Genomic DNA, 19,707 nt, shown 5'->3' on the forward strand with positions numbered 1-19,707 from the left:
TCCTCTGTTTAAAGCCGGGGTAGTTTATTTGCGGCGTCTTTTGCCGCTTTCGGGAAGTGTTTCAGAGATCATATGATATTTGTCTTTGCCATAGCTATCAATGAGTTCCCAGATTTTACCGGCCGTTGCTCTTTGTTCATCCAGATCAGGTATCAGCGTATTCCAAGATATTTCTCCCGGATTCTGATAGTCGGATTTGACCATTTTGCCATCGAACTGCCGAAGGTCAAAAAGCTCATTAAAAGGGATTTTCGTTCCGGTCGCTCCATTATCATATGCCTTGTATTTGGTCAGAATGGAACGCAGGTCGGGGAAGTATAACCAGAATAGGGCGTGTTCGCTATTGGGGATTGTCTCACCGGTGGATAATTTATACGGGACAATGGGGGCGATGCCCAGCACCCGAACCATCATTTTTCCATAACCTTTGTCATAGAACCAGTCTTCTTTCAAACAATACGTGAATACCGAATCCAGGTCGATGGTTTTAGATCTTACCTGGTAGCCGGTAATATTGCCGTCCAGGTCATAAACAGCGGAGGTATCCAGACCGTTACCCATCGATTCTTTAACCTGCTGAGGAGTCATAGGGGTGGTAAATCTGTCATCTTCGGCGCTGAATGCCGTAATCTTGCCTTCATTGATCGCAGAAAGCATGAGGGTGATCAGTTGATGGGCCCCGAAATCGTCCAGCGCATACATTAGATGTCGGTTGCCAGGTTTGCGGGTATCAATATTTTCCCAGATACGGACGTTGAAGGTGATATTCTCCTGACGCACACTGGGGTAGGGCAGGGCACTACTTTGCTGATAAGGAGCCTGTTGGTAAGGAAAATCATTGCGCAGCGGCATTTTGCCCTGAGGCAATGCCGGGCCATTATTGATAATTTGTACCGGTAAGCTGTCGCCTGCTCCCTGGGAAAAGAAATTCGGTGGCGTTGCGGCAGTATCGATGTTGCGAGCGTCATACCCGCTATTATTGGAAGGCTGCGCTATGAGCGGACCTGTGGCGAGCAGCAGACAGCTGAAGATTCCTAGATAAATGTCCTTATTTGTTGAAAATCGTTTCATGTGCTTTGATTGATCATAAGTGGCAGGCTCACTGCCATCAAATACGACAATTATTTTTATTTTTTGGGTGTGCCTGGAGGGATATCGATAACACATCTAAAACCGATGTAAGATCTGCTGGAGTCCATATATTCGTAACTTCTGGAGCTGACCCGGATACCTACGGCAGGATCCTTCCAGCTGCCCCCCCTGACGGTCTTTCTTTTTTTATCCTGACTGTCACTGTCCGTTGCATTGATATAAATATTAGGGTTAAAGTCATTATCGTAGGCCTGATAGCCGTTTATATAACTGGTGGCTGTCCATTCCGCTACATTCCCGGCGATATTAAACAAGCCAAAATCATTGGGTAGGTAGGAATCTACGCGGGCCGGATAGAGCGCCCCGTCGTCGGTATAATTTCCTTTGCCGTTTTTAAAATTTGCCATCATGCACCCTTCAGCGTTTTTCAGGTAATTGCCCCAGGGATATAAAAAATTATTGTGGCCACCCCGGGCAGCATATTCCCATTCTGCTTCTGTCGGCAGCCGATAGGCATTTTGTACCGCCAGTTTCTTTCTGCCTAAGTACTGGTTCAAATAATAAGTCCGCCAGTGAGCAAATGCGGTCGCCTGGCGCCAATTGACGCCTACAACGGGGTATTGGGCATAGGCGGGATTCTCAAAATAGTCCCTTGCCATAGAAACGTTATATGAGTAGTCAAAATCTTTGATCCATGCCAGTGTGTCCGGATAAATAGGCACATCATAACTATAAATAAAATTCTTTCTGGGCTGGTCTGGATGATGGGCTGCCGCATTAAAATCATACCCTTTAGCTCTGTAGATTAATTTGGAAGGGTCCAGTTCAGGTTGGTTATTCAATAAATCCTGGGAAGGCAGCATCAGTCTGCTGAGCCTTTCCTGGATATCTTCATCGGCGTAATTGATCTTTTTAGCTTTGGACCAATCTACAGATGTATCACCTTCCTGAGAAACATGGACATAGCCCAGTATGGTAGCAGCAGTAGAATCCCTCACCCAATTTACGAATTGGTGGTATTGTGCGTTGGTGACCTCGTACTTATCCATCCAGAAACCATTGACGGATACGCTTGCTGTTCCTGCTCCTGCTGTTTCATTACTTCCAAGCGTAAATGAACCAGTGGGTACATAGACCATATTAGAAGGAAGATCCATCCCTTTTGGGCCTTTTTCATATTTAATGCCATGCACGACGCCGTCATCAGAAGCAGAGGCCCCGATGTTTTTTGTTTTACAGCTCCCCAAGCCAATCAGTATCAATAGGAAAGGTAATAATAAATGCGTTTTATGTCCAGTCATATAAGAGGGTCTACTGCATTGAAGCAGCTGTGATTTTGTTTAATTGTTGAATGCTGCAATACCTTATTTGCCCAGAAATACCGCCATTCAGTGGTATTTGTTGTTTAAAAACGCTTATTGTAATTTGTTTATTGTGTTGGACAGACGTGAAGATCCCGAAGAAAAATAGAATAGAACGAGACGGACGGGCCGGGACAATTTCTCGATCGGCAAGATAGAAAAAGGGCTGTCCTTAAATTTCTTCAGAACAGCCCTTCGATATTAGTGTTTTTTGAAATTAGTAGCCCATACCCATGGATGGATCAGGCATAGCCGGTGCCGCGGCTTTAGGCTCTGGCTTGTCGGCAATAACACATTCTGTGGTCAGGAGCATACCGGCAATAGATGCGGCATTTTCCAGAGCGATGCGTGTTACTTTGGTCGGATCGATCACCCCTGCCTTCAGTAAAGGCTCGAATACTTCAGTACGCGCGTTAAAACCGAAATCGGCTTTGCCTTCTTTAATGGTCTGTACGACGATAGATCCTTCTACGCCGGAGTTCTTAACAATCTGGCGGATAGGTTCTTCGATGGCACGTTTAATGATGGCGATACCGGTTGTTTCGTCAGCGTTGAGGCCTTTGAATTTTTCCAGAGCGGCAGTAGCACGGATATAGGCGACACCACCACCGGGTACGATACCTTCTTCCACAGCCGCACGGGTTGCGTGCAGGGCATCGTCAACGCGGTCTTTCTTTTCTTTCATTTCTACTTCAGTAGCAGCGCCTACATAAAGAACAGCTACACCACCGGCCAATTTAGCCAGGCGTTCCTGTAATTTTTCCTTATCATAGTCAGAAGTAGAGCTAGCCAGCTGAGATTTGATCTGAGCCACTCTGGCCTGGATATCTGCTTTTTTGCCTTTACCGTTAACGATAGTGGTATTATCTTTATTTATGGTAACGGAAGCAGCGCGGCCCATAGCAGGCAGGTCAGCGTTTTCCAGCGTGAAGCCCTGTTCTTCGCTGATTACGGTACCGCCGGTTAATACAGCGATATCCTGCAACATTTCTTTTCTGCGGTCACCGAATCCCGGAGCTTTTACAGCAGCCACTTTCAGCTGACCCCGTAATTTATTTACCACCAGTGTAGAAAGCGCTTCACCTTCCAGATCTTCTGCGATGATCAGCAGAGAAGCGGAAGACTGAACGATTTTTTCCAGCAAAGGCAGGATCTCTTTCAGATTAGAGATTTTCTTGTCAAAGATCAGGATGTAAGGGTTTTCTAACTCTACTTCCATTTTCTCTGTATTGGTCACAAAATAAGCAGAGATATAACCACGGTCAAACTGCATACCTTCTACCACATCTACAGTGGTCTCTGTACCTTTTGCTTCTTCAACAGTGATCACACCTTCTTTTCCTACTTTAGAAAAGGCCTGAGCGATCAGTTTGCCGATTTCATTGTCATTATTGGCAGAAATAGCCGCAACCTGTTCTATTTTTTTACTGTCGTTGCCTACTGTCTGGGATTGAGAACGCAGGTTTTCTACGATTTTACCTACGGCTTTGTCAATACCGCGTTTCAGGTCCATTGGGTTAGCGCCGGCAGCAACGTTTTTGAGGCCTTCTCCAATAATGGCTTGTGCCAGAACGGTAGCGGTAGTCGTACCATCACCTGCGATATCCGCAGTTTTGGAAGCTACTTCTTTTACCATCTGTGCACCCATATTTTCGATAGCGTCTTCTAATTCCACTTCTTTTGCAACGGTAACACCGTCTTTAGTAACGGAAGGAGCACCGAATTTCTTTTCAATAACCACGTTACGGCCTTTGGGGCCCAGGGTTACTTTTACTGCGTTGGCCAGGGTATCAACGCCTTTTTTCATCTTATTTCTGGCGTCTATATCAAAAAAGATCTGTTTTGCCATAATACTATATTAAACTTTATTGTTTACGAATTATTTTTAAAGAAGATTAAACGATCGCAACGATATCGCTCTCACGCATGATCAGGTACTGCTTGCCTTCGAATTCAATTTCCTGGCCAGCATATTTGCCATATAAAACTGCATCGCCGGCTTTAACTGTCAAAGGCTCATCTTTTTTGCCTGTTCCGACAGCGACTACTGTTCCACGCTGAGGTTTTTCTTTTGCTGTATCAGGAATAATGATTCCGCCGGCACTTTTGGTTTCGGCCGCTGCTGGCTGAATGATAACCCTGTCATGCAGTGGGGTTATGTTTAATTTTTTTGCCATAGAAAAAGTATTTAATGGTTTATGGTTAGAATATTTTTTCAAACAACTACTGGTTAGCAATTTTATTGCCATGGCAGGAGAATGGGTCAAAATTTCATTTAATGGCGGTCAAAAACTGACAAGAGGCTCATTTTGACGGGTAAAACTTGTCACTTTGCAAGTTTCAGGGCGAGAAGTGTGACAAAATTGCATATTTGGCATATCGATGAACAGGCCCGCTGTCCCATAATTGGGGGAAGCGTATATAGACATCGGCATTTTCGACCAGCAAAAAGGCTTGATTATAAAGATTATTCTATTGTGACCGGATGGCCATAATAAGACCGGAGGCTGTCTTTCAGGCGGATAGTATCTGTCGGTTTTACATTTTCCATAGCAACATAGAGCCGGTAGTGTTTTGCCCCGGCCACGTCACTGGAATCCAGTAAAACGATATTACCGTAGCTTTTTAACTGGTCCATGCGTTTTTGTGCCTGCGTAATCGACGTGTATGTCTGGAAGATAAAATGATAACTGCCTTCTTTACGTACCGGGTTAGAGGCGGCAGGCGTAGATGTGACGGCAGCCTTTGCGACAGTATCGGCGACAGCGGCCGTATCTGGTGTACTGTCTTTTAGAAAATTAAAAGAGGATTTTGGGATATAGTAAGCGCCATAGACGATGATACCGATAATGAGCAAGATCAGTATCCAGCGACCAATGACTCTTTTATTGGCTCGACGGTTGGCATAATTTGTAGCAGAGGTTAACGGTGAATTGCTGTAGCTGTCCTCAAAATGTTTTTTCTCTTTCTCTTTTGTGTCTTCTAACTTTTCTGTGCTGAGCTGATAGGTGCCACTCTTATCGGCATATATATACCCAATGCCATCAATAATGAAAGGATTGGATCCGATATTCATCAGCTGCCGGGTCTGATCGAGAAAGTATTCCAGGTCAGAGGCCGCGATTGTACGAGATTTTTGAATCGCTTCTGACAGATAATCAATGAATTCCGGGGAGGTTACCGCTTTTTTGTCATAGATAAACTGGGGACTGCTGATAATATTACCTTCTTCGTCTTTCGTAATGGCATCGGGCAGGGTTAGCGTGCCGATTTTCTCGAGGGTAACAGTTTTGTTCAGTTCCAGAAATTCTCTGATATAGCGGGTAGATAAGCTCAAAATTTGCCTATTTTTAGTTTCCTGTAATTCAAATGGATAATAGTGGTCTGCAAGTTTAGTTCATTTTTCAGTAGAAAAGTAAATTTCTACTAAATTTTTTTGCGTAATATTTTAATAACATTCCGACATCCGCAACAAAACTTTGGATAACTTTGCGGCATGTTAACGGCAGAACAGGAGAAATTTTTGCGTTATTGGGCGGCCAACAGGGAAAAAGAAAGCAAGCTTTTGCGCCAGGCCAGGGCGGGCTTACCAATTGGTCTTTCTGTAGGAGCCGGAATCCTGATCTGTGTATTCAGCGGCTGGTATAAAAGGGCCATGATGGAGTTGTCAACGGATGTAAATCCGATACTCCTTATTATTGCCGTTCTGATTATAGCCATGATGTTTGCTGTTTTTTCCCAGAAACAGAAGTGGGAAATGAATGAGCAGAGCTATAAAGAATTACTGGCCAAGCTTAAAAAGGAACAGCAAGAGACGGCGCAGATGGATACTGACACAGAGGCGGTTAAGGGTGCTTAAGCTTTCTTCAAAAATTTTATACATTTCTGCATGAATATTGTAGCGTTTATTTAACAGTACACGTTTTACGTGTTAAATTCAAAAATATCTTCAATGAAAAAATTCCTAATGTCGGTCAGCATGGTGGCCGCGATGTGTGTGGTAATGAGTTCTTGTCTGAAAAGTGACACACCTGATTATATTCCGCCGGTAGACCCTGCTGATGAAGCTCCTTCTTTACAGGCATTTATAGACTCTACAGGCTATAATTTGGAAACACAATCCAGCGATTATTCCTATTTTTCTTATAATCGATCAACAGGAGAAATAAAGGAATCTACGATTGCTGCTCCTTATTTATATTACGAGATTGTGGATCCAGGTGATATGTCTGCCGGGAGTGTTCAAGTACCGATTACAGATTTGGGTGGTACAGGTGACAAGGATGTAACTGTCCATAATACATATTCTGATTCTACATTAGGGGTATGGGCCACCTATAAAGGGACTTTATTAGACGGTACAACTTTTGATGAAACTGAATCTGGAAAATCAGCCACGTTCTTCCTGCCGGTTACTATTGCTGCTTGGCAATTGCTAATAGGTAAGGTCGGAAAAGGTGGACATATCAGGATACTGACCCCGTCAGCCTATGGCTACGCTAATCAGAAAATGCAAGGAATACCTGCAAATTCTCCACTTTATTTTGATATTACTGTTAAAGGTTTTATTGAAAACAAAGAATTTGGGGTAAATAACTAATTACACCGATGTAAATTTAAATATTGATTAAAGATGGCCGGCTCAGCAATCTGAACCGGCCATTTTATGTCTGGTCCCGGTCCTTAATACAATTATATTTTCGATATTTTGTGGATTTAACCCAATCCTTTGACGTAAAACCCTTAGCTTAGCATCCGGAAAAAACTAACCGCTGAAAGCATCTTTCGGACTTCCTGCGGTTAAGTGGTTGAGTGTTCAGGGTAAGGGACTGATGCTAAAAGCCTCTAAACAAGGCATTTTCCTGCTAAAAACGGCTTATAATTTTTATTTAACACAATTCAATCGCAAACCCTATCTTTGCGCAAATTTAGTAAAACAAATTACCCTACGAATTTTATGCAATTAAAAGGATTAGTACGTTTCTTTACCGTGGCTCTGGTGCTGATTTGTATCTATCAGCTCTCCTTCACCTGGATGGTGCACAGCCATGAAAACAAAATGGAAAAGAAGGCAAGTGCCTGGGTAAAAGCAAATTATGCCACACCTGAACAAAAATATGCCGGCAATCTGGAGCAGCAGAAGTTGTATGCAGATTCTCTGGAGGTGATTCAAAAAGCGCAGACAAGGCACCTGCTGGACAGCACCCGCAACGCTAAGATCGGTCCGTTTGGCATGACTACCTACCAAAAGGCGAAAAACAGTGAGCTCATGCTGGGACTGGACTTGCAGGGTGGTATGAGTGTGACTATGGAGGTCGGGCTTGACGGACTTGTGCATGCATTGTCCAATTATTCTAAAGACCCCTCCATCAATAAAGCCATTGATCAGGCAAAGGCAATCAAAGCCAATGATAATACAGATTACATTTCACTTTTCGCCGAACAGTGGAAAAAAGTAAGTAACGGTAAGAAACTGGCCCCTTTCTTTGCACAGAAAAGTAATAAAGAACTGACCTATGAGTCAACCGACGATCAGGTCATCCTTTATCTGCGTAAACAAGCGAAAGCAGCCTTTACCAATACCTATAAAATTTTAAGAACCCGTATTGACCGTTTTGGACTGTCCTCTCCAACCATTAACCCGGATGAGGCAAAAGGTATTATTACGATTGAACTGGCAGGTGTCAATGATGCAGAGCGTGTTCGTCATTACTTGCAATCTACTGCCAACTTACAGTTCTTTGAAGTCTATAATATTCAGGATATCGGTGCCGACTTCCAGAAAGTGGATGGCTTACTGGCAAAAGCCGGTGCCGGCGAAAAAACGGAAAGTGGTGATACTGCGTCAGCTGCACCTGCGGCTTCTGCTACCACAGCTCCCGCTGCGGCGAAAGCTGATACAGCGAAAGGTGGCAATACATCGCTGTCCGCGCTGGAAAAGACCAATACGGATACCAATGCCACATTTGCAGATTCAGATAAAACAGCCAGCGGAGCAGTTGACAGTGCAAAGCTGATCCGTCAGAAATATCCATTCAGTTCTTTATTCCTGGATATAGCCCGTCCTTATCAGGACGAGCAGGGGCATGTCGGTTACCCTTCCTATATCGGTATGGTGAGCAAATCGGACACCGCTAAGCTGAACAAATTGCTCAACAGTGAGATCGTTAAATCCGCATTTCCTTCTAATCTGGTCTTTATGTATGGAAAACCAGATGAGAAAAATGAGCAGATGCGTGGCGTATTGCAGTTATATGCTATCAAAACCCTGGATAATGGACAGGCAAGACTGGAAGGGGATCATATTACAGATGCCAGCCAGGGCAATAACCAAATGGGTCAGGTAACTGTAAATATGAAGATGGATGAATCCGGTTCGCGCATTTGGGCAGATATGACCAAAAAGAACGTCGGTAAACCCATTGCCATCGTGTTGGACAACATTGTTTACAGTGCACCCAATGTTAGTAATGAAATCACCGGTGGTAATTCAGAGATCACCGGTAGCTATACGGTCGCTGAGGCACAGGATATGGCCAACATTCTGGAATCCGGTAAACTGCCCGCACCCGCGAAAATCGTTCAGGAGCAAATCGTTGGACCCACTTTGGGGCAGGCAGCAGTCACGGGTGGTATGATTTCCTTTGGTTTATCCTTTGTCGTGATCTTTGCCTTGATGTTATTGTATTTTAATACAGCTGGCTGGATCGCTAATATTGCCCTTACGCTGAATCTACTCTTTACAATCGGCGTGCTTTGTTCGTTAGGGTTTACGCTGACGGCGCCGGGTATTGCGGCCTTAGTATTAACTGTAGGTATGGCCGTGGATACAAACGTAATTATTTTTGAACGTATTAAAGAGGAGTTGGTTCGAGGGAAAGGATATTTACATGCGGTGGAAGATGGATACAAACGTTCCTATGCACCGGTACTGGATGCTCACGTAACTACTTTGCTGACAGCTATTATCCTGTTTTATTTCGGGCTTGGCCCAGTACTGGGATTTGCAACCACGCAGATCATCGGTATTCTGCTGTCGTTATTCTGCGGAATCCTGGTATCCCGTCTGGTATCCGATATCTATACCAATAAACAGAGACACTTCGAATATTTCACCAAAATATCCAAAAAAGTATTTGCACACCGTGCGATTCCTTTTGTAAAGTATCGTAAGGTAGCCTACGTTATCTCTGTGTTTGTGGTGGTTTTAGGGGCAGCTTCATTCTATAATGGTTTCAACGAGGGGGTAGAGTTCTCCGGCGGCCGTAGCTATACCGTTAAGTTTGAAAAAGCGCCGGATCAGGATAAGGTAAGAGATGACCTGAAAGCGATCTTCAAGGATGCCCCGATCATTAAAACAGTTAATGTTCCTGAGCAGTTAAATATCACGACTTCCTACCTGATCCATGAGACGGGTAAAGATGTGGATGCCAAGGTAGAACAAGAGTTGTATAAGGGCCTTCAGCCTTACCTGCCTCAGGCAACTACTTTTAATAGCTTTAAGAATAATTATATCCAGAGTTCGCAAACCGTATTGCCTACGATCTCCAAAGATCTGAAGGCGGGGGCGACAAAGGCAACGATATTTGCCATCATTGCCATCTGTGCCTATATCTTCATCAGATTCAGGGACTGGCGGTTCTCTCTGGGTACTATTGTGTCCCTGTTACATGACGTACTCGTAACACTGATCGTCTTTAGTTTCTTCAGAAACATCGTACCGTTCCCGCTGGAAATCGACCAGCACTTTATCGCTGCGGTATTGACGGTTATTGGTTTCTCCATGAATGATACCGTGATTGTATATGACCGTATCCGTGAAGACGCAGGTATCCTTCATACGCTCGATAAAGAGACCATCATTAATAAGGCGATCAATGAGACCCTGAGCCGTACGATCATGACGTCTCTAACAGTATTTTTAACGATTTTGATCCTGTTTATCTTTGGCGGGGAAGTCGTTAGAGGCTTTTCTTTTGCGATGCTGATCGGTGTGATCACCGGTACCTATTCCTCAATCTTTGTTGCGGCACCGATTTTGATTGATTTTGCTAAGGGCAAACCTTTAGGAAAAGTGAAGGATCACTCGGTAATGGAGCGTAAACATCACGAAAAGTTACATCCTTCTAAATAGGAATTAGTCTAATAAATACTAAAATCCCGTTCAGTCCGTCTAAACTGAACGGGATTTTAATTTGGTACCTACATGGAAAAACTGAAAAAGTGATGCAGGGCATCCAGGCCCTTTTTGGCCTGTTTGATTTATGTAAGCATGTAAGCTGGCGTATTTCTTAGGGTAGCATTTACCGTAAAATAAAATCCGGTGCAAAAATGGTATAAGGGCCATTTGCACCGGATTTTATTTAATTATAACTGATATAAAATTAGAGTTCAAGCAATGCTTTGACCGGATTTTTACTGTAGAGTAAGAGCTCCGGATTTTCCAGTAACTCTTTCACCCTTACCAAAAAGCTTACTGATTCCTTTCCGTCTATGATGCGATGGTCATAGCTTAGTGCAACATACATCATCGGACGGATAACCACCTGTCCGGCAATAGCCATTGGCCTTTCCTGGATTTTATGCATACCCAGGATCGCGCTCTGGGGTAAGTTGATGATAGGGGTACTTAGCAGGCTACCAAAAGTACCACCGTTGGTGATGGTAAAGGTACCACCTGTCAATTCGTCCATGCCCAGTTTCCCGTTACGCGCTTTGGTTGCCAGGTCAACAACAGACTTTTCAATCTCTGCCATACTCATGGATTCTACATTGCGCATAACCGGTACGGTGAGTCCTTTGGGAGTGCTTACCGCAATGCTGATGTCAGCGTAATCATGGTAGACCAGTTCATTGCCGTCGATATAAGCATTAACGGCAGGCCATTCACTAAGCGCAATGGCACAGGCCTTACTAAAGAAGCTCATGAAGCCAAGGCCTACACCGTGCTGTTCTTTAAACTTATCTTTATATTGTTTGCGGATCTCCATGATACGCGTCATGTCCACTTCATTGAAAGTGGTGAGCATCGCGGTTGTGTTTTTGGATTCCACGAGTCTGCGACTAATGGTTTTACGCAGGTTACTCATTTTTTCCCTGCGCTCGTTACGGGCGTTCAACGGCTGTCCGGGGAAGGTTTGTCTGCCTGGACTGGCCAGCGCAGCCAGGACGTCACCTTTCATGATTCTACCGCCGCTACCGGTGGCTGTAATTGTCGTCGGATCAATTTTTTTATCGGCAATCATGGCAGAGGCCACGGGACTTGCCTTAAGGTCATTGGGTATGGTGGTAACGGGCGCTTCTGCAGCAGGCTGAGCCTGAGCTGGAGTACTGGTATTTTGGGCTGCCGGTGCGCTGGCCGCAGGTGCTTCATTCGGGACCGCAACATCCGTATCGATTTTAGCCACCAGATCTCCGATCTGTAACACATCATCTATTTTGGCTACCAGGGACAGTTTCCCCGATTCCTCTGCGTTAAGTTCAAAGGTGGCCTTTTCACTTTCGAGCTCAGCGATAGGCTCATCTCTTTTAACTAAATCCCCTTCTTGCTTGAGATAATTTACCAGCGTTACTTCCGTAATGGATTCCCCGATGGTAGGGACGGTCATTTCGATAACACCTTTGCCGACAGCTACGGCTTCGGCCAGAGCTGCTGACGGAGCGGTGCTATCAGCAGGTGCAGCAGCAGCGGGCTGCTCTGACTGGGTGGGTGCCTGACTTGCAGCTGCCGGAGCTGTGGCTGTTTCATCGATTTTGGCAAGCACGTCACCAATCTGAAGTGTTTGCTCTTCTTCTGCTACAGTTTCCAGGATACCTGCCTGTTCGGCATTGACTTCAAAGGTTGCTTTTTCACTTTCCAGTTCAGCAATAACTTCATCACGGTTAACGTAATCTCCGGTCTTTCTGACCCATTTGATTAAGGTCACCTCACTAATGGATTCCCCCACTGTGGGGACTTTGATATCTATCATACTCTTATAAAATTTGCAGGGCACTTAAAGGTAAACCGTTTGTTAGATTTTACCATCTAAATGGCCTTTCTGTTTTTTTATTTCTTCTGTGTAATCAGACGTTAAAAGCCGTATCGAGAATCTCCTCCTGCTCCACCTTATGAACTTTGGCATAACCGGTCGCAGTAGAGGCGCTGGCATTTCTGCTGATAATACCATAAGGGAATGCTTTGAAGTTGGTCTGCAGGAAGGTCGCTGCTCCCATGTTCTGAGGTTCTTCCTGTACCCAGAACCAGACTGCATTGCTATATTTTTCATGCAGGGCAATAAGTTGTTCTTCGGGTGTAGGATAGATCTGTTCCAGGCGTATCAACGCAATGTCGGTTCTGTTTTCTTTTTGTCTTTTTTCTTCCAGATCAAAATACAGTTTACCGGAACAAAGCAATACTTTTTTAATCTGTGCCGGATCTGCCTGGTAGTCATCGATCACTTCCTGGAAACGGTGTTCACCGGCAAAGTCTGCGGCTTTGCTATACGAGCCCGGGTGTCTGAGGTTGGCCTTTGGCGACATATTGATCAGCGGCTTTCTGAAAGGCCATTTCATCTGACGCCTTAAAGCATGGAAGAAATTCGCGGCAGTCGTAATATTGGTGACAACGATATTCTGTTCTGCACAACTCTGTAAGAATCTTTCCAGCCGGGCACTGGAGTGGTCTGGCCCGCTGCCTTCATATCCGTGGGGTAGTAATAAAACAACACCGCTCATTAAGCCCCATTTGGATTCGGCACTGGTAATATATTGGTCGATGACCATTTGGGCACCGTTGACAAAATCGCCATATTGCGCTTCCCACACCGCCAGGTTATTTGGATTGGCTAGTGCATATCCATATTCAAAGCCTAGTACGGCGTATTCGCTCAGCAGGGAGTTATATACCCTGAATTTTGTATTGGAATTATTGGATAAGTGATCCAGCCGGTTATATTCCTGATTGGTATGCTCATCGAATAAGACGGCATGACGTTGGGCAAAGGTGCCGCGTTTAACGTCTTCTCCGCTGAGGCGGACCGTCTGTTCTTCAACCAACAGGCTGGCGTAAGCTAAAAGCTCGGCTGTGCCCCAGTCGATCAGGCCATCCTTGTCAAAGAGTGCCTTTTTGTCCAGCAAAAGTTTTTTAATCTTGCGCAGTGGCTGAAAGTCCTCCGGCCAGGTCAGAATCTTGTCCATTAGATCAGCTACGCTTGTCTGGTCAATACCTGTAACCGGTGAATCTTTAAAGTCCCCCGATTCTGAATAGCGCAGCTTTTGCCACCACTCTTCCGGCGCCTGTAATTTGTAGGGGAGAGGCTTTTGATGGACTTCATCAAAACGCTCCTGCAAATCGTTCCAGAATTTGGTCTCCATTTCCTTGGCCAGTAACTGTGCGTCCTTTTCACCGTTTTTGGTGAGAAATTCCATATACACTTCCCTGGGATTGGGGTGTTTATCAATCAGGGAATACAGATGTGGCTGCGTAAATTTAGGCTCATCGCCTTCGTTATGCCCATGACGGCGATAACAGAGAATGTCAATGTAGATATCCTGATGGAATTTCTGTCTGAATGTGGTCGCAATCTCGGCGGCTTTTACAACAGCTTCGATATCATCTCCGTTCACATGAAATACGGGAGATTTAGTAATGCCGGCAATAGCCGTACAGTAATCAGAGCTGCGGGCGTCTTTGTAGTCGGTGGTGAAACCAATCTGATTATTGATGACCAGATGTACGGTCCCTCCAACATTATAGCCCTCCAGCTCGCTCATCTGAGCGACTTCGTAGATCACGCCCTGCCCGGCAAGGGCAGCGTCTCCATGGATGAGAATGGGGAGGATCTTATTGTATTCAAAATTATAGAGCACATTGGCCTTCGCCCGGGCAAACCCAAGGGCCACCGGGTCGACTACTTCCAGATGGGAGGGATTAGGACAGAGCTGTAGATTGATCTTTTTACCACTGGCGGTAATAAAATCACTTCTGAACCCTAAATGGTATTTTACATCACCGCTGCCCTGCGTCTTATCAGCTGGTATAACACCTTCAAACTCACTGAAAATTTGTTCATAGGTCTTACCCAGTGTATTGGCCAGGACGTTCAGGCGGCCACGGTGCGCCATGCCGATGACAGCCTCTTCCACTTCATTACCGGCTGCCTCATGGATAATTGCATCCAGCGCCGGAATTAACGCCTCGCCACCCTCTAATGAAAACCTTTTCTGACCTATGTATTTGGTATGTAGGAACTTCTCGAAAATGACCCCCTGGTTGATCTTTTCCAGGTTTCTTTTACGCTTTTCCAGGGAAGGTACTTCCAGGAATTTCTTTTCGACCGCGTCTATGATCCAGTTATATGTATCAGGATCAGTTACATAGGTGCATTCTACGCCTACCGATCCGCAATAGAGCTTATTTAGTTTGTCAATGATTTGTTGCAAGGTGCCACCAGGAAGGCCGATAAACTGCCCGGCCTGGAATTTTTCGTTTAAGTCTTTGTCTGTCAGGCCAAAGTATTTGATGTCCAGGTTCGCATGCCGGTCTTTACGTGAACGGATCGGATTGGTCTGCGCGATTAAATGGCCTTTCTGACGGTAATCATGAATCAGTTTATATACGGAGAACTCTTTGGAAAGCTGGTTGGTATTTACGCTTCCAGTCCCTGCACTGGGTATGTCACCGGCTACGGCGTAGTCAAATCCTTCGAAAAATTTTCTAAAATCAGGGTCTACTTTTTGTGGGTCTTCTGTAAAGTCTTTGTACAATCCTTCAATAAATGAAGGGTGGGAATTGGTTATATACGAGAAATCTTTCATATCTCCCCAGGGGTATTTGTGAGATGAGTTATAATTGAATGCAAATATCAAATATTCCCTTCTAATAAAAGCCTAATGTTAGGTTTTTTTTTCAATAAGCGGCTCGCCGTATAACGGCAGTATCAGCGGCCTTTTTAAAAAAAATTTTTCCTTTCAGAAATTTGCTCTACATTTGCAGTCCGAAAAAACAGTTACTCAAAAAAGAAATTTTTAATGGCAAATCATAAAGCTACCAAAAAAGACGTACGTCAAGCAGCTAAGCGCAGGGACAGAAACCGTTACTACGGTAAAACAACCCGTAACAATATCCGTAACCTTAAAGCGTCTGCCGATGATGCAGCTTATGATGCTGCATTGCCTTTAACTTTCTCTATGATCGATAAATTGGCAAAACGCGGTGTTATTCATAAAAATAAAGCTAATAACCTGAAAAGCAAATTAGCCAGAAAAACTGAATTTAAAAAACCCGCCTAAGGAGGGTGATTTGAGTTAGTTTTTTCATATATCTTATTTAAAGCCAGATAGTTGAGTTGAAAAACAAGACATCTGGTTTTTTTTGTGCCTATCCCTTTCCAAAGGTGTGCCTGTTTTACGTAGTATTGCTTAGCCGTGGTGCCATTTTTGTACTAAAGTTCAATGTTCCTGCAACACTGTAGCGTTTTTTATTATATATCGTTTTAGATAAGAACGCCCCTTCATTGATTATATCCAACTGAAGGAGCGATTAATGTAATATTAAAAATATATCCATATGAACCATTTTTTTGCTTATTCGCTTTTTCTGGGGGTTTTGACCCTTACCGGCTGCAGCAAAGGCTTACATTCCGGTGGATCAGAAAAGCAGGCTCCGGTTAAACAGATCAGTATCAGCCCCATGGTTGCCACACATGTCAATGACTTTTCATTTAACCTGCTGCATCATGTTCAGGCCGATCAGCCCAAGGATGACAATTTCTTCATTTCCCCGCTCAGCCTGCATATGGATTTAGGTATGGTATTGAACGGCGCATCGGGTACGACCTACGATGAAATGCTCCAGGTGCTGAATTTGAATGGCCAAAGCCTGGATGAGGTAAATCAGGCTTATAAAACGCTGCTGAACGAGTTACCGGAGGCGGATCCAAAGGTTCAGTTAGGCCTGTATAATTCTGTCTGGTACAGAAAAACGTTTCCTTTTGATACAGAATACACAAAAGGTCTTGAGAAGCACTTCGACGCTACCGTGACACCATTGGATTTTAAACCGACCGATGTGTCTTTTATTAATGATTGGGCCAGCAAGAAAACCAATGGCAAAATAACCAGAGTATTGGATTCGATTCGAAGTGAAGACGTTATGTTTTTACTGAACGCTTTGTATTTTAAGGGTGACTGGGCTTCTAAATTTGATAAGGCCATGACAGCTCCGGCAGATTTTCATCTGGAGGATGGCAGTTCCAAACAGGTACAGATGATGCATCAGCAGGAAACGTTTGAGAATTATACTGCTGACGATTATATGGCCGTCAGGCTTCCCTATGGCAATGGACAGTTTGCGATGACGGTCATATTGCCTAGAGCGGGTAAAAAGCTGGATGAGGTACTCTCTGGTATAGATGGTGCCCAGTGGGAAACACTTAAAGCCAATATGGCAAAAAGGGAAGTCAATGTCGGCCTGCCCCGTTTTACCATTCCTGCCTTTTCGATCAAGTTGAATGATGTGTTACAGTCGATGGGTATGAAATCGGCTTTTAATAGTACTTTAGCAGATTTGTCTAAAATGGCAGCCCCCAGGAACGGAAATCTCTTTGTTAGCTTTGTGAAACAGGATACTTACTTGAAAGTGGATGAAGAGGGGACTGAGGCTGCAGCCGTTACGACTACCGGAATAGGCGTAACTTCGGTCCCGATAGTATCGCAGTTTATCTGTGATCATCCCTTTGGTATCATAATCAGTGAGAAAACCTCCAATACGATTTTATTTATGGGTAAGATCATGAACCCAGACGCTGAATAAGCACACGGGTTAATTTTAAATATTCAAAAAGCCGGTTTTAATAAGACCGGCTTTTTGTTTAGCTTTGCGGCAAATTCCCGGTAACCATTTCCTAATATTCAAATTTTATGACTGAAAAGATTATCATTTTAGATTTTGGCAGCCAATACACTCAATTGATTGCCAGAGCGGTAAGAGAAGCGAATGTGTATTGCGACATTGTTCCTTTCCATAGTACGCTGGATTTTAATGAGAATATTAAAGGAGTGATACTGAGTGGCTCGCCTTGCAGTGTGAATGAACAGGATGCGCCGATGATAGATATTCAGGCTATTTTGGACAGCGTGCCGGTTCTGGGTGTTTGTTACGGGGCACAGCTGGCGGCCAAGGTGTTTGGCGGCCGGGTGGAAAAATCTGATAAACGTGAGTATGGCCGGGCGCAGATGCTTCGTCAGTTAGATGATGTGTTATTGCAAGGATTATCTGCTAAAAGTCAGGTTTGGATGAGCCACAGTGACACGATCAAACAATTGCCTGAAGGTTTTGAAGTTTTAGCGACCACCGAAAGCATACCGGTAGCGGCATTTAAGAAAACATCTGCTGAACCCCATTCGTTATATGGCTTGCAGTTTCATCCGGAGGTATATCATTCAACTGAAGGTAAAAAGATTCTGTTCAATTTTCTGGTGGGTATCTGCGGGTGCGCGCAAGACTGGACGCCGGCGTCTTTCGTAGAGGAAACCGTAGCTTCTCTGAAGGAGAAGATCGGAGATAAACATGTTATTATGGCTCTTAGTGGCGGCGTCGACAGCACGGTTGCCGCTACCCTGATCAGTCGGGCCATTGGCGACAGACTTCATGGCATATTTGTAGATAACGGGGTATTGCGTAAAGATGAGTTTAAGCAAGTTCTGGAGACCTATAATGAAATTGGACTGAATGTTAAAGGAGTGGATGCCAAAGCGCTCTTTTATAAAGAATTGGCGGGCAAATCTGACCCAGAAGCCAAAAGAAAAACCATCGGTAAGCTTTTTATTGATGTTTTTCACGAGGAAGCACAGAAAATCAATGAAGCATCGTTTCTGGGACAGGGAACGATCTATCCGGACGTAATTGAAAGTGTCTCTGTACACGGACCTTCTGTTACCATTAAATCTCACCATAACGTAGGCGGCCTGCCTGCTACGATGAATCTGGAGCTGGTGGAGCCGTTAAGAGCTTTATTCAAGGATGAGGTCAGAAGGGTGGGACTGGAACTGGGTATTCCGGCAGATATGATCAACCGGCACCCTTTCCCCGGGCCAGGCCTGGCGATCCGAATTCTGGGCGAGGTAACAGAAGAAAAAGCAAAATTGTTGCAGGAAGCAGATCATATTTACATTAAAGCATTAAAAGACAGAAATCTGTATAATCAGGTTTGGCAGGCCGGGGCCATTCTGCTGCCGGTTAAAAGTGTCGGGGTAATGGGGGACGAAAGGACTTACGAATTTACTTTGGCTTTGCGAGCCGTAAGCTCTGTCGACGGGATGACAGCTGACTGGTCTCATCTGCCTTATGAGTTTCTGGCAGATGTCTCAAACGCCATTATCAATAACGTTAAGGGTATCAATAGGGTGGTATATGATATCAGCAGCAAACCACCCGCTACCATTGAATGGGAGTAACAGAAATTATTATTCCGATTTTTTTGCAAAAAATGGATTTTCCCTTTACTTTTGCAACCCATTAGCGCACGAGTGTGTTCTTGGGTAACCACGGCGAGGTAGCTCAGGTGGTTAGAGCGCAGGATTCATAACCCTGAGGTCTCGGGTTCAATTCCCGATCTCGCTACTCTTATAAAATATCCTAAGTGTCAATTACTTAGGATATTTTTTTGCCATATCCTCTAACTGCTATTTACTGCTTGTACTTAATTTGATACCCAACAAAAATATACAACTTAAACCTTCTAGCCGTGCAATGACAGCAGTCTAAAATATGATTACTATTTAAATAGCATATCCATTTGCAAATCGTTTTGAATCATGGACGAAGCATAGCTATTGGGTGCTAAACCAAAAGTGGTAACCAGTGTGAGATATATGGCTGATTTTGTTTTTGTCTGTTCCTTAAATACCGCGATTTTTGTAGCCAGGGCATCAGCATAGCTTTTTCTGATTGTGAACGGATGGATGGAAAATTTCATCTCGCATAGATTAATTATTCTATCTCGTCTATCAATTACAAGGTCGATCTGTGCGCCTTGATGGTCCCCGTGTCCAACCCAGGAAGATGTTCTTGTTTCTATGGCCGATATGCCCAATGCGTCGTCTTTGATTTGCTCTATATGCTCAAGGCAGGCTTGTTCAAAAGCATAACCGCTCCATGCTCGCTTTTCGGGCTATCAAGTTGCTTGAGCCAATTGGTTTGGTCTAGGTCGCTCGAGCTTTTTATCCATTTTAGGTAGAAAAGTGAATAAGGGTCCGCTAATGGGTAGAGGCT

Annotated in this window: 14 protein-coding genes and 1 tRNA gene; 7 read left to right on the forward strand and 8 right to left on the reverse strand. The window is 44.4% G+C overall.

Annotated elements, in window-relative coordinates:
• Nucleotides 1-24: 24 nt before the first annotated feature.
• From porN to K9M52_RS12760, 5 genes are all read right to left on the reverse strand, one after another.
• The gene (gene porN, locus K9M52_RS12740) at nucleotides 25-1,071 is read right to left on the reverse strand and encodes a type IX secretion system ring subunit PorN/GldN (protein ID WP_224068809.1); all 1,047 of its coding nucleotides are present in this window, start codon (nucleotides 1,069-1,071) and stop codon (nucleotides 25-27) included.
• Between the two features lie 56 nt (nucleotides 1,072-1,127).
• Nucleotides 1,128-2,393 carry a T9SS ring complex lipoprotein PorK/GldK gene (gene porK, locus K9M52_RS12745; protein WP_224068810.1) on the reverse strand — a complete coding sequence of 422 codons (1,266 nt, stop codon included), beginning with the start codon at nucleotides 2,391-2,393 and terminating at the stop codon, nucleotides 1,128-1,130.
• Nucleotides 2,394-2,670: 277 nt separating this feature from the next.
• Entirely contained in the window at nucleotides 2,671-4,302 is a 1,632-nt protein-coding gene (groL, locus tag K9M52_RS12750) for a chaperonin GroEL (RefSeq protein ID WP_224068811.1), read from the reverse strand.
• Nucleotides 4,303-4,348: 46 nt separating this feature from the next.
• Nucleotides 4,349-4,630 carry a co-chaperone GroES gene (locus K9M52_RS12755; protein ID WP_224068812.1) on the reverse strand — a complete coding sequence of 94 codons (282 nt, stop codon included), beginning with the start codon at nucleotides 4,628-4,630 and terminating at the stop codon, nucleotides 4,349-4,351.
• Nucleotides 4,631-4,920: 290 nt separating this feature from the next.
• Nucleotides 4,921-5,790: a hypothetical protein gene (locus K9M52_RS12760; protein ID WP_224068813.1), complete on the reverse strand. Its 870-nt coding sequence runs from the start codon at nucleotides 5,788-5,790 to the stop codon at nucleotides 4,921-4,923.
• 159 nt (nucleotides 5,791-5,949) lie between these two features.
• Here K9M52_RS12760 and K9M52_RS12765 point away from each other — a divergent pair, with 159 nt between their 5' ends.
• The 3 genes from K9M52_RS12765 to secDF all read left to right on the forward strand — a co-directional run bounded on the left by K9M52_RS12765 (nucleotide 5,950) and on the right by secDF (nucleotide 10,587).
• A complete protein-coding gene (locus tag K9M52_RS12765; RefSeq protein WP_224068814.1) occupies nucleotides 5,950-6,312 on the forward strand; it encodes a hypothetical protein in 363 nt (120 codons plus the stop codon).
• Nucleotides 6,313-6,405: 93 nt separating this feature from the next.
• On the forward strand, nucleotides 6,406-7,053 hold the full coding sequence (locus tag K9M52_RS12770; protein ID WP_224068815.1) for an FKBP-type peptidyl-prolyl cis-trans isomerase: 648 nt from the start codon (nucleotides 6,406-6,408) through the stop codon (nucleotides 7,051-7,053).
• 357 nt (nucleotides 7,054-7,410) lie between these two features.
• Entirely contained in the window at nucleotides 7,411-10,587 is a 3,177-nt protein-coding gene (gene secDF, locus K9M52_RS12775; RefSeq protein ID WP_224068816.1) for a protein translocase subunit SecDF, read from the forward strand.
• Nucleotides 10,588-10,837: 250 nt separating this feature from the next.
• On the opposite strand, the gene odhB is transcribed toward secDF, so the two are convergent.
• On the reverse strand, nucleotides 10,838-12,424 hold the full coding sequence (odhB, locus tag K9M52_RS12780) for a 2-oxoglutarate dehydrogenase complex dihydrolipoyllysine-residue succinyltransferase (RefSeq protein WP_224068817.1): 1,587 nt from the start codon (nucleotides 12,422-12,424) through the stop codon (nucleotides 10,838-10,840).
• A gap of 94 nt (nucleotides 12,425-12,518) precedes the next feature.
• The gene (locus K9M52_RS12785) at nucleotides 12,519-15,251 is read right to left on the reverse strand and encodes a 2-oxoglutarate dehydrogenase E1 component (RefSeq protein ID WP_224068818.1); all 2,733 of its coding nucleotides are present in this window, start codon (nucleotides 15,249-15,251) and stop codon (nucleotides 12,519-12,521) included.
• A 213-nt stretch (nucleotides 15,252-15,464) separates the two neighbouring features.
• On the opposite strand from K9M52_RS12785, the gene rpsT reads away from it, so the two are divergent.
• The 4 genes from rpsT to K9M52_RS12805 all read left to right on the forward strand — a co-directional run bounded on the left by rpsT (nucleotide 15,465) and on the right by K9M52_RS12805 (nucleotide 19,056).
• Nucleotides 15,465-15,725: a 30S ribosomal protein S20 gene (gene rpsT / locus K9M52_RS12790; RefSeq protein WP_091399826.1), complete on the forward strand. Its 261-nt coding sequence runs from the start codon at nucleotides 15,465-15,467 to the stop codon at nucleotides 15,723-15,725.
• Nucleotides 15,726-16,002: 277 nt separating this feature from the next.
• Complete coding sequence (locus K9M52_RS12795; RefSeq protein ID WP_224068819.1) at nucleotides 16,003-17,247, forward strand: serpin family protein; 1,245 nt, start codon at nucleotides 16,003-16,005, stop codon at nucleotides 17,245-17,247.
• A gap of 107 nt (nucleotides 17,248-17,354) precedes the next feature.
• Entirely contained in the window at nucleotides 17,355-18,890 is a 1,536-nt protein-coding gene (guaA, locus tag K9M52_RS12800; RefSeq protein WP_224068820.1) for a glutamine-hydrolyzing GMP synthase, read from the forward strand.
• 92 nt (nucleotides 18,891-18,982) lie between these two features.
• Nucleotides 18,983-19,056: transfer RNA gene (locus tag K9M52_RS12805), tRNA-Met, on the forward strand.
• A gap of 154 nt (nucleotides 19,057-19,210) precedes the next feature.
• Here K9M52_RS12805 and K9M52_RS12810 read toward each other — a convergent pair.
• Nucleotides 19,211-19,411: an ATPase gene (locus K9M52_RS12810; RefSeq protein WP_224068821.1), complete on the reverse strand. Its 201-nt coding sequence runs from the start codon at nucleotides 19,409-19,411 to the stop codon at nucleotides 19,211-19,213.
• Nucleotides 19,412-19,707: the final 296 nt, after the last annotated feature.

The sequence above is a fragment of the Arachidicoccus terrestris genome, from assembly GCF_020042345.1.
Lineage (GTDB): Bacteria > Bacteroidota > Bacteroidia > Chitinophagales > Chitinophagaceae > Arachidicoccus > Arachidicoccus terrestris.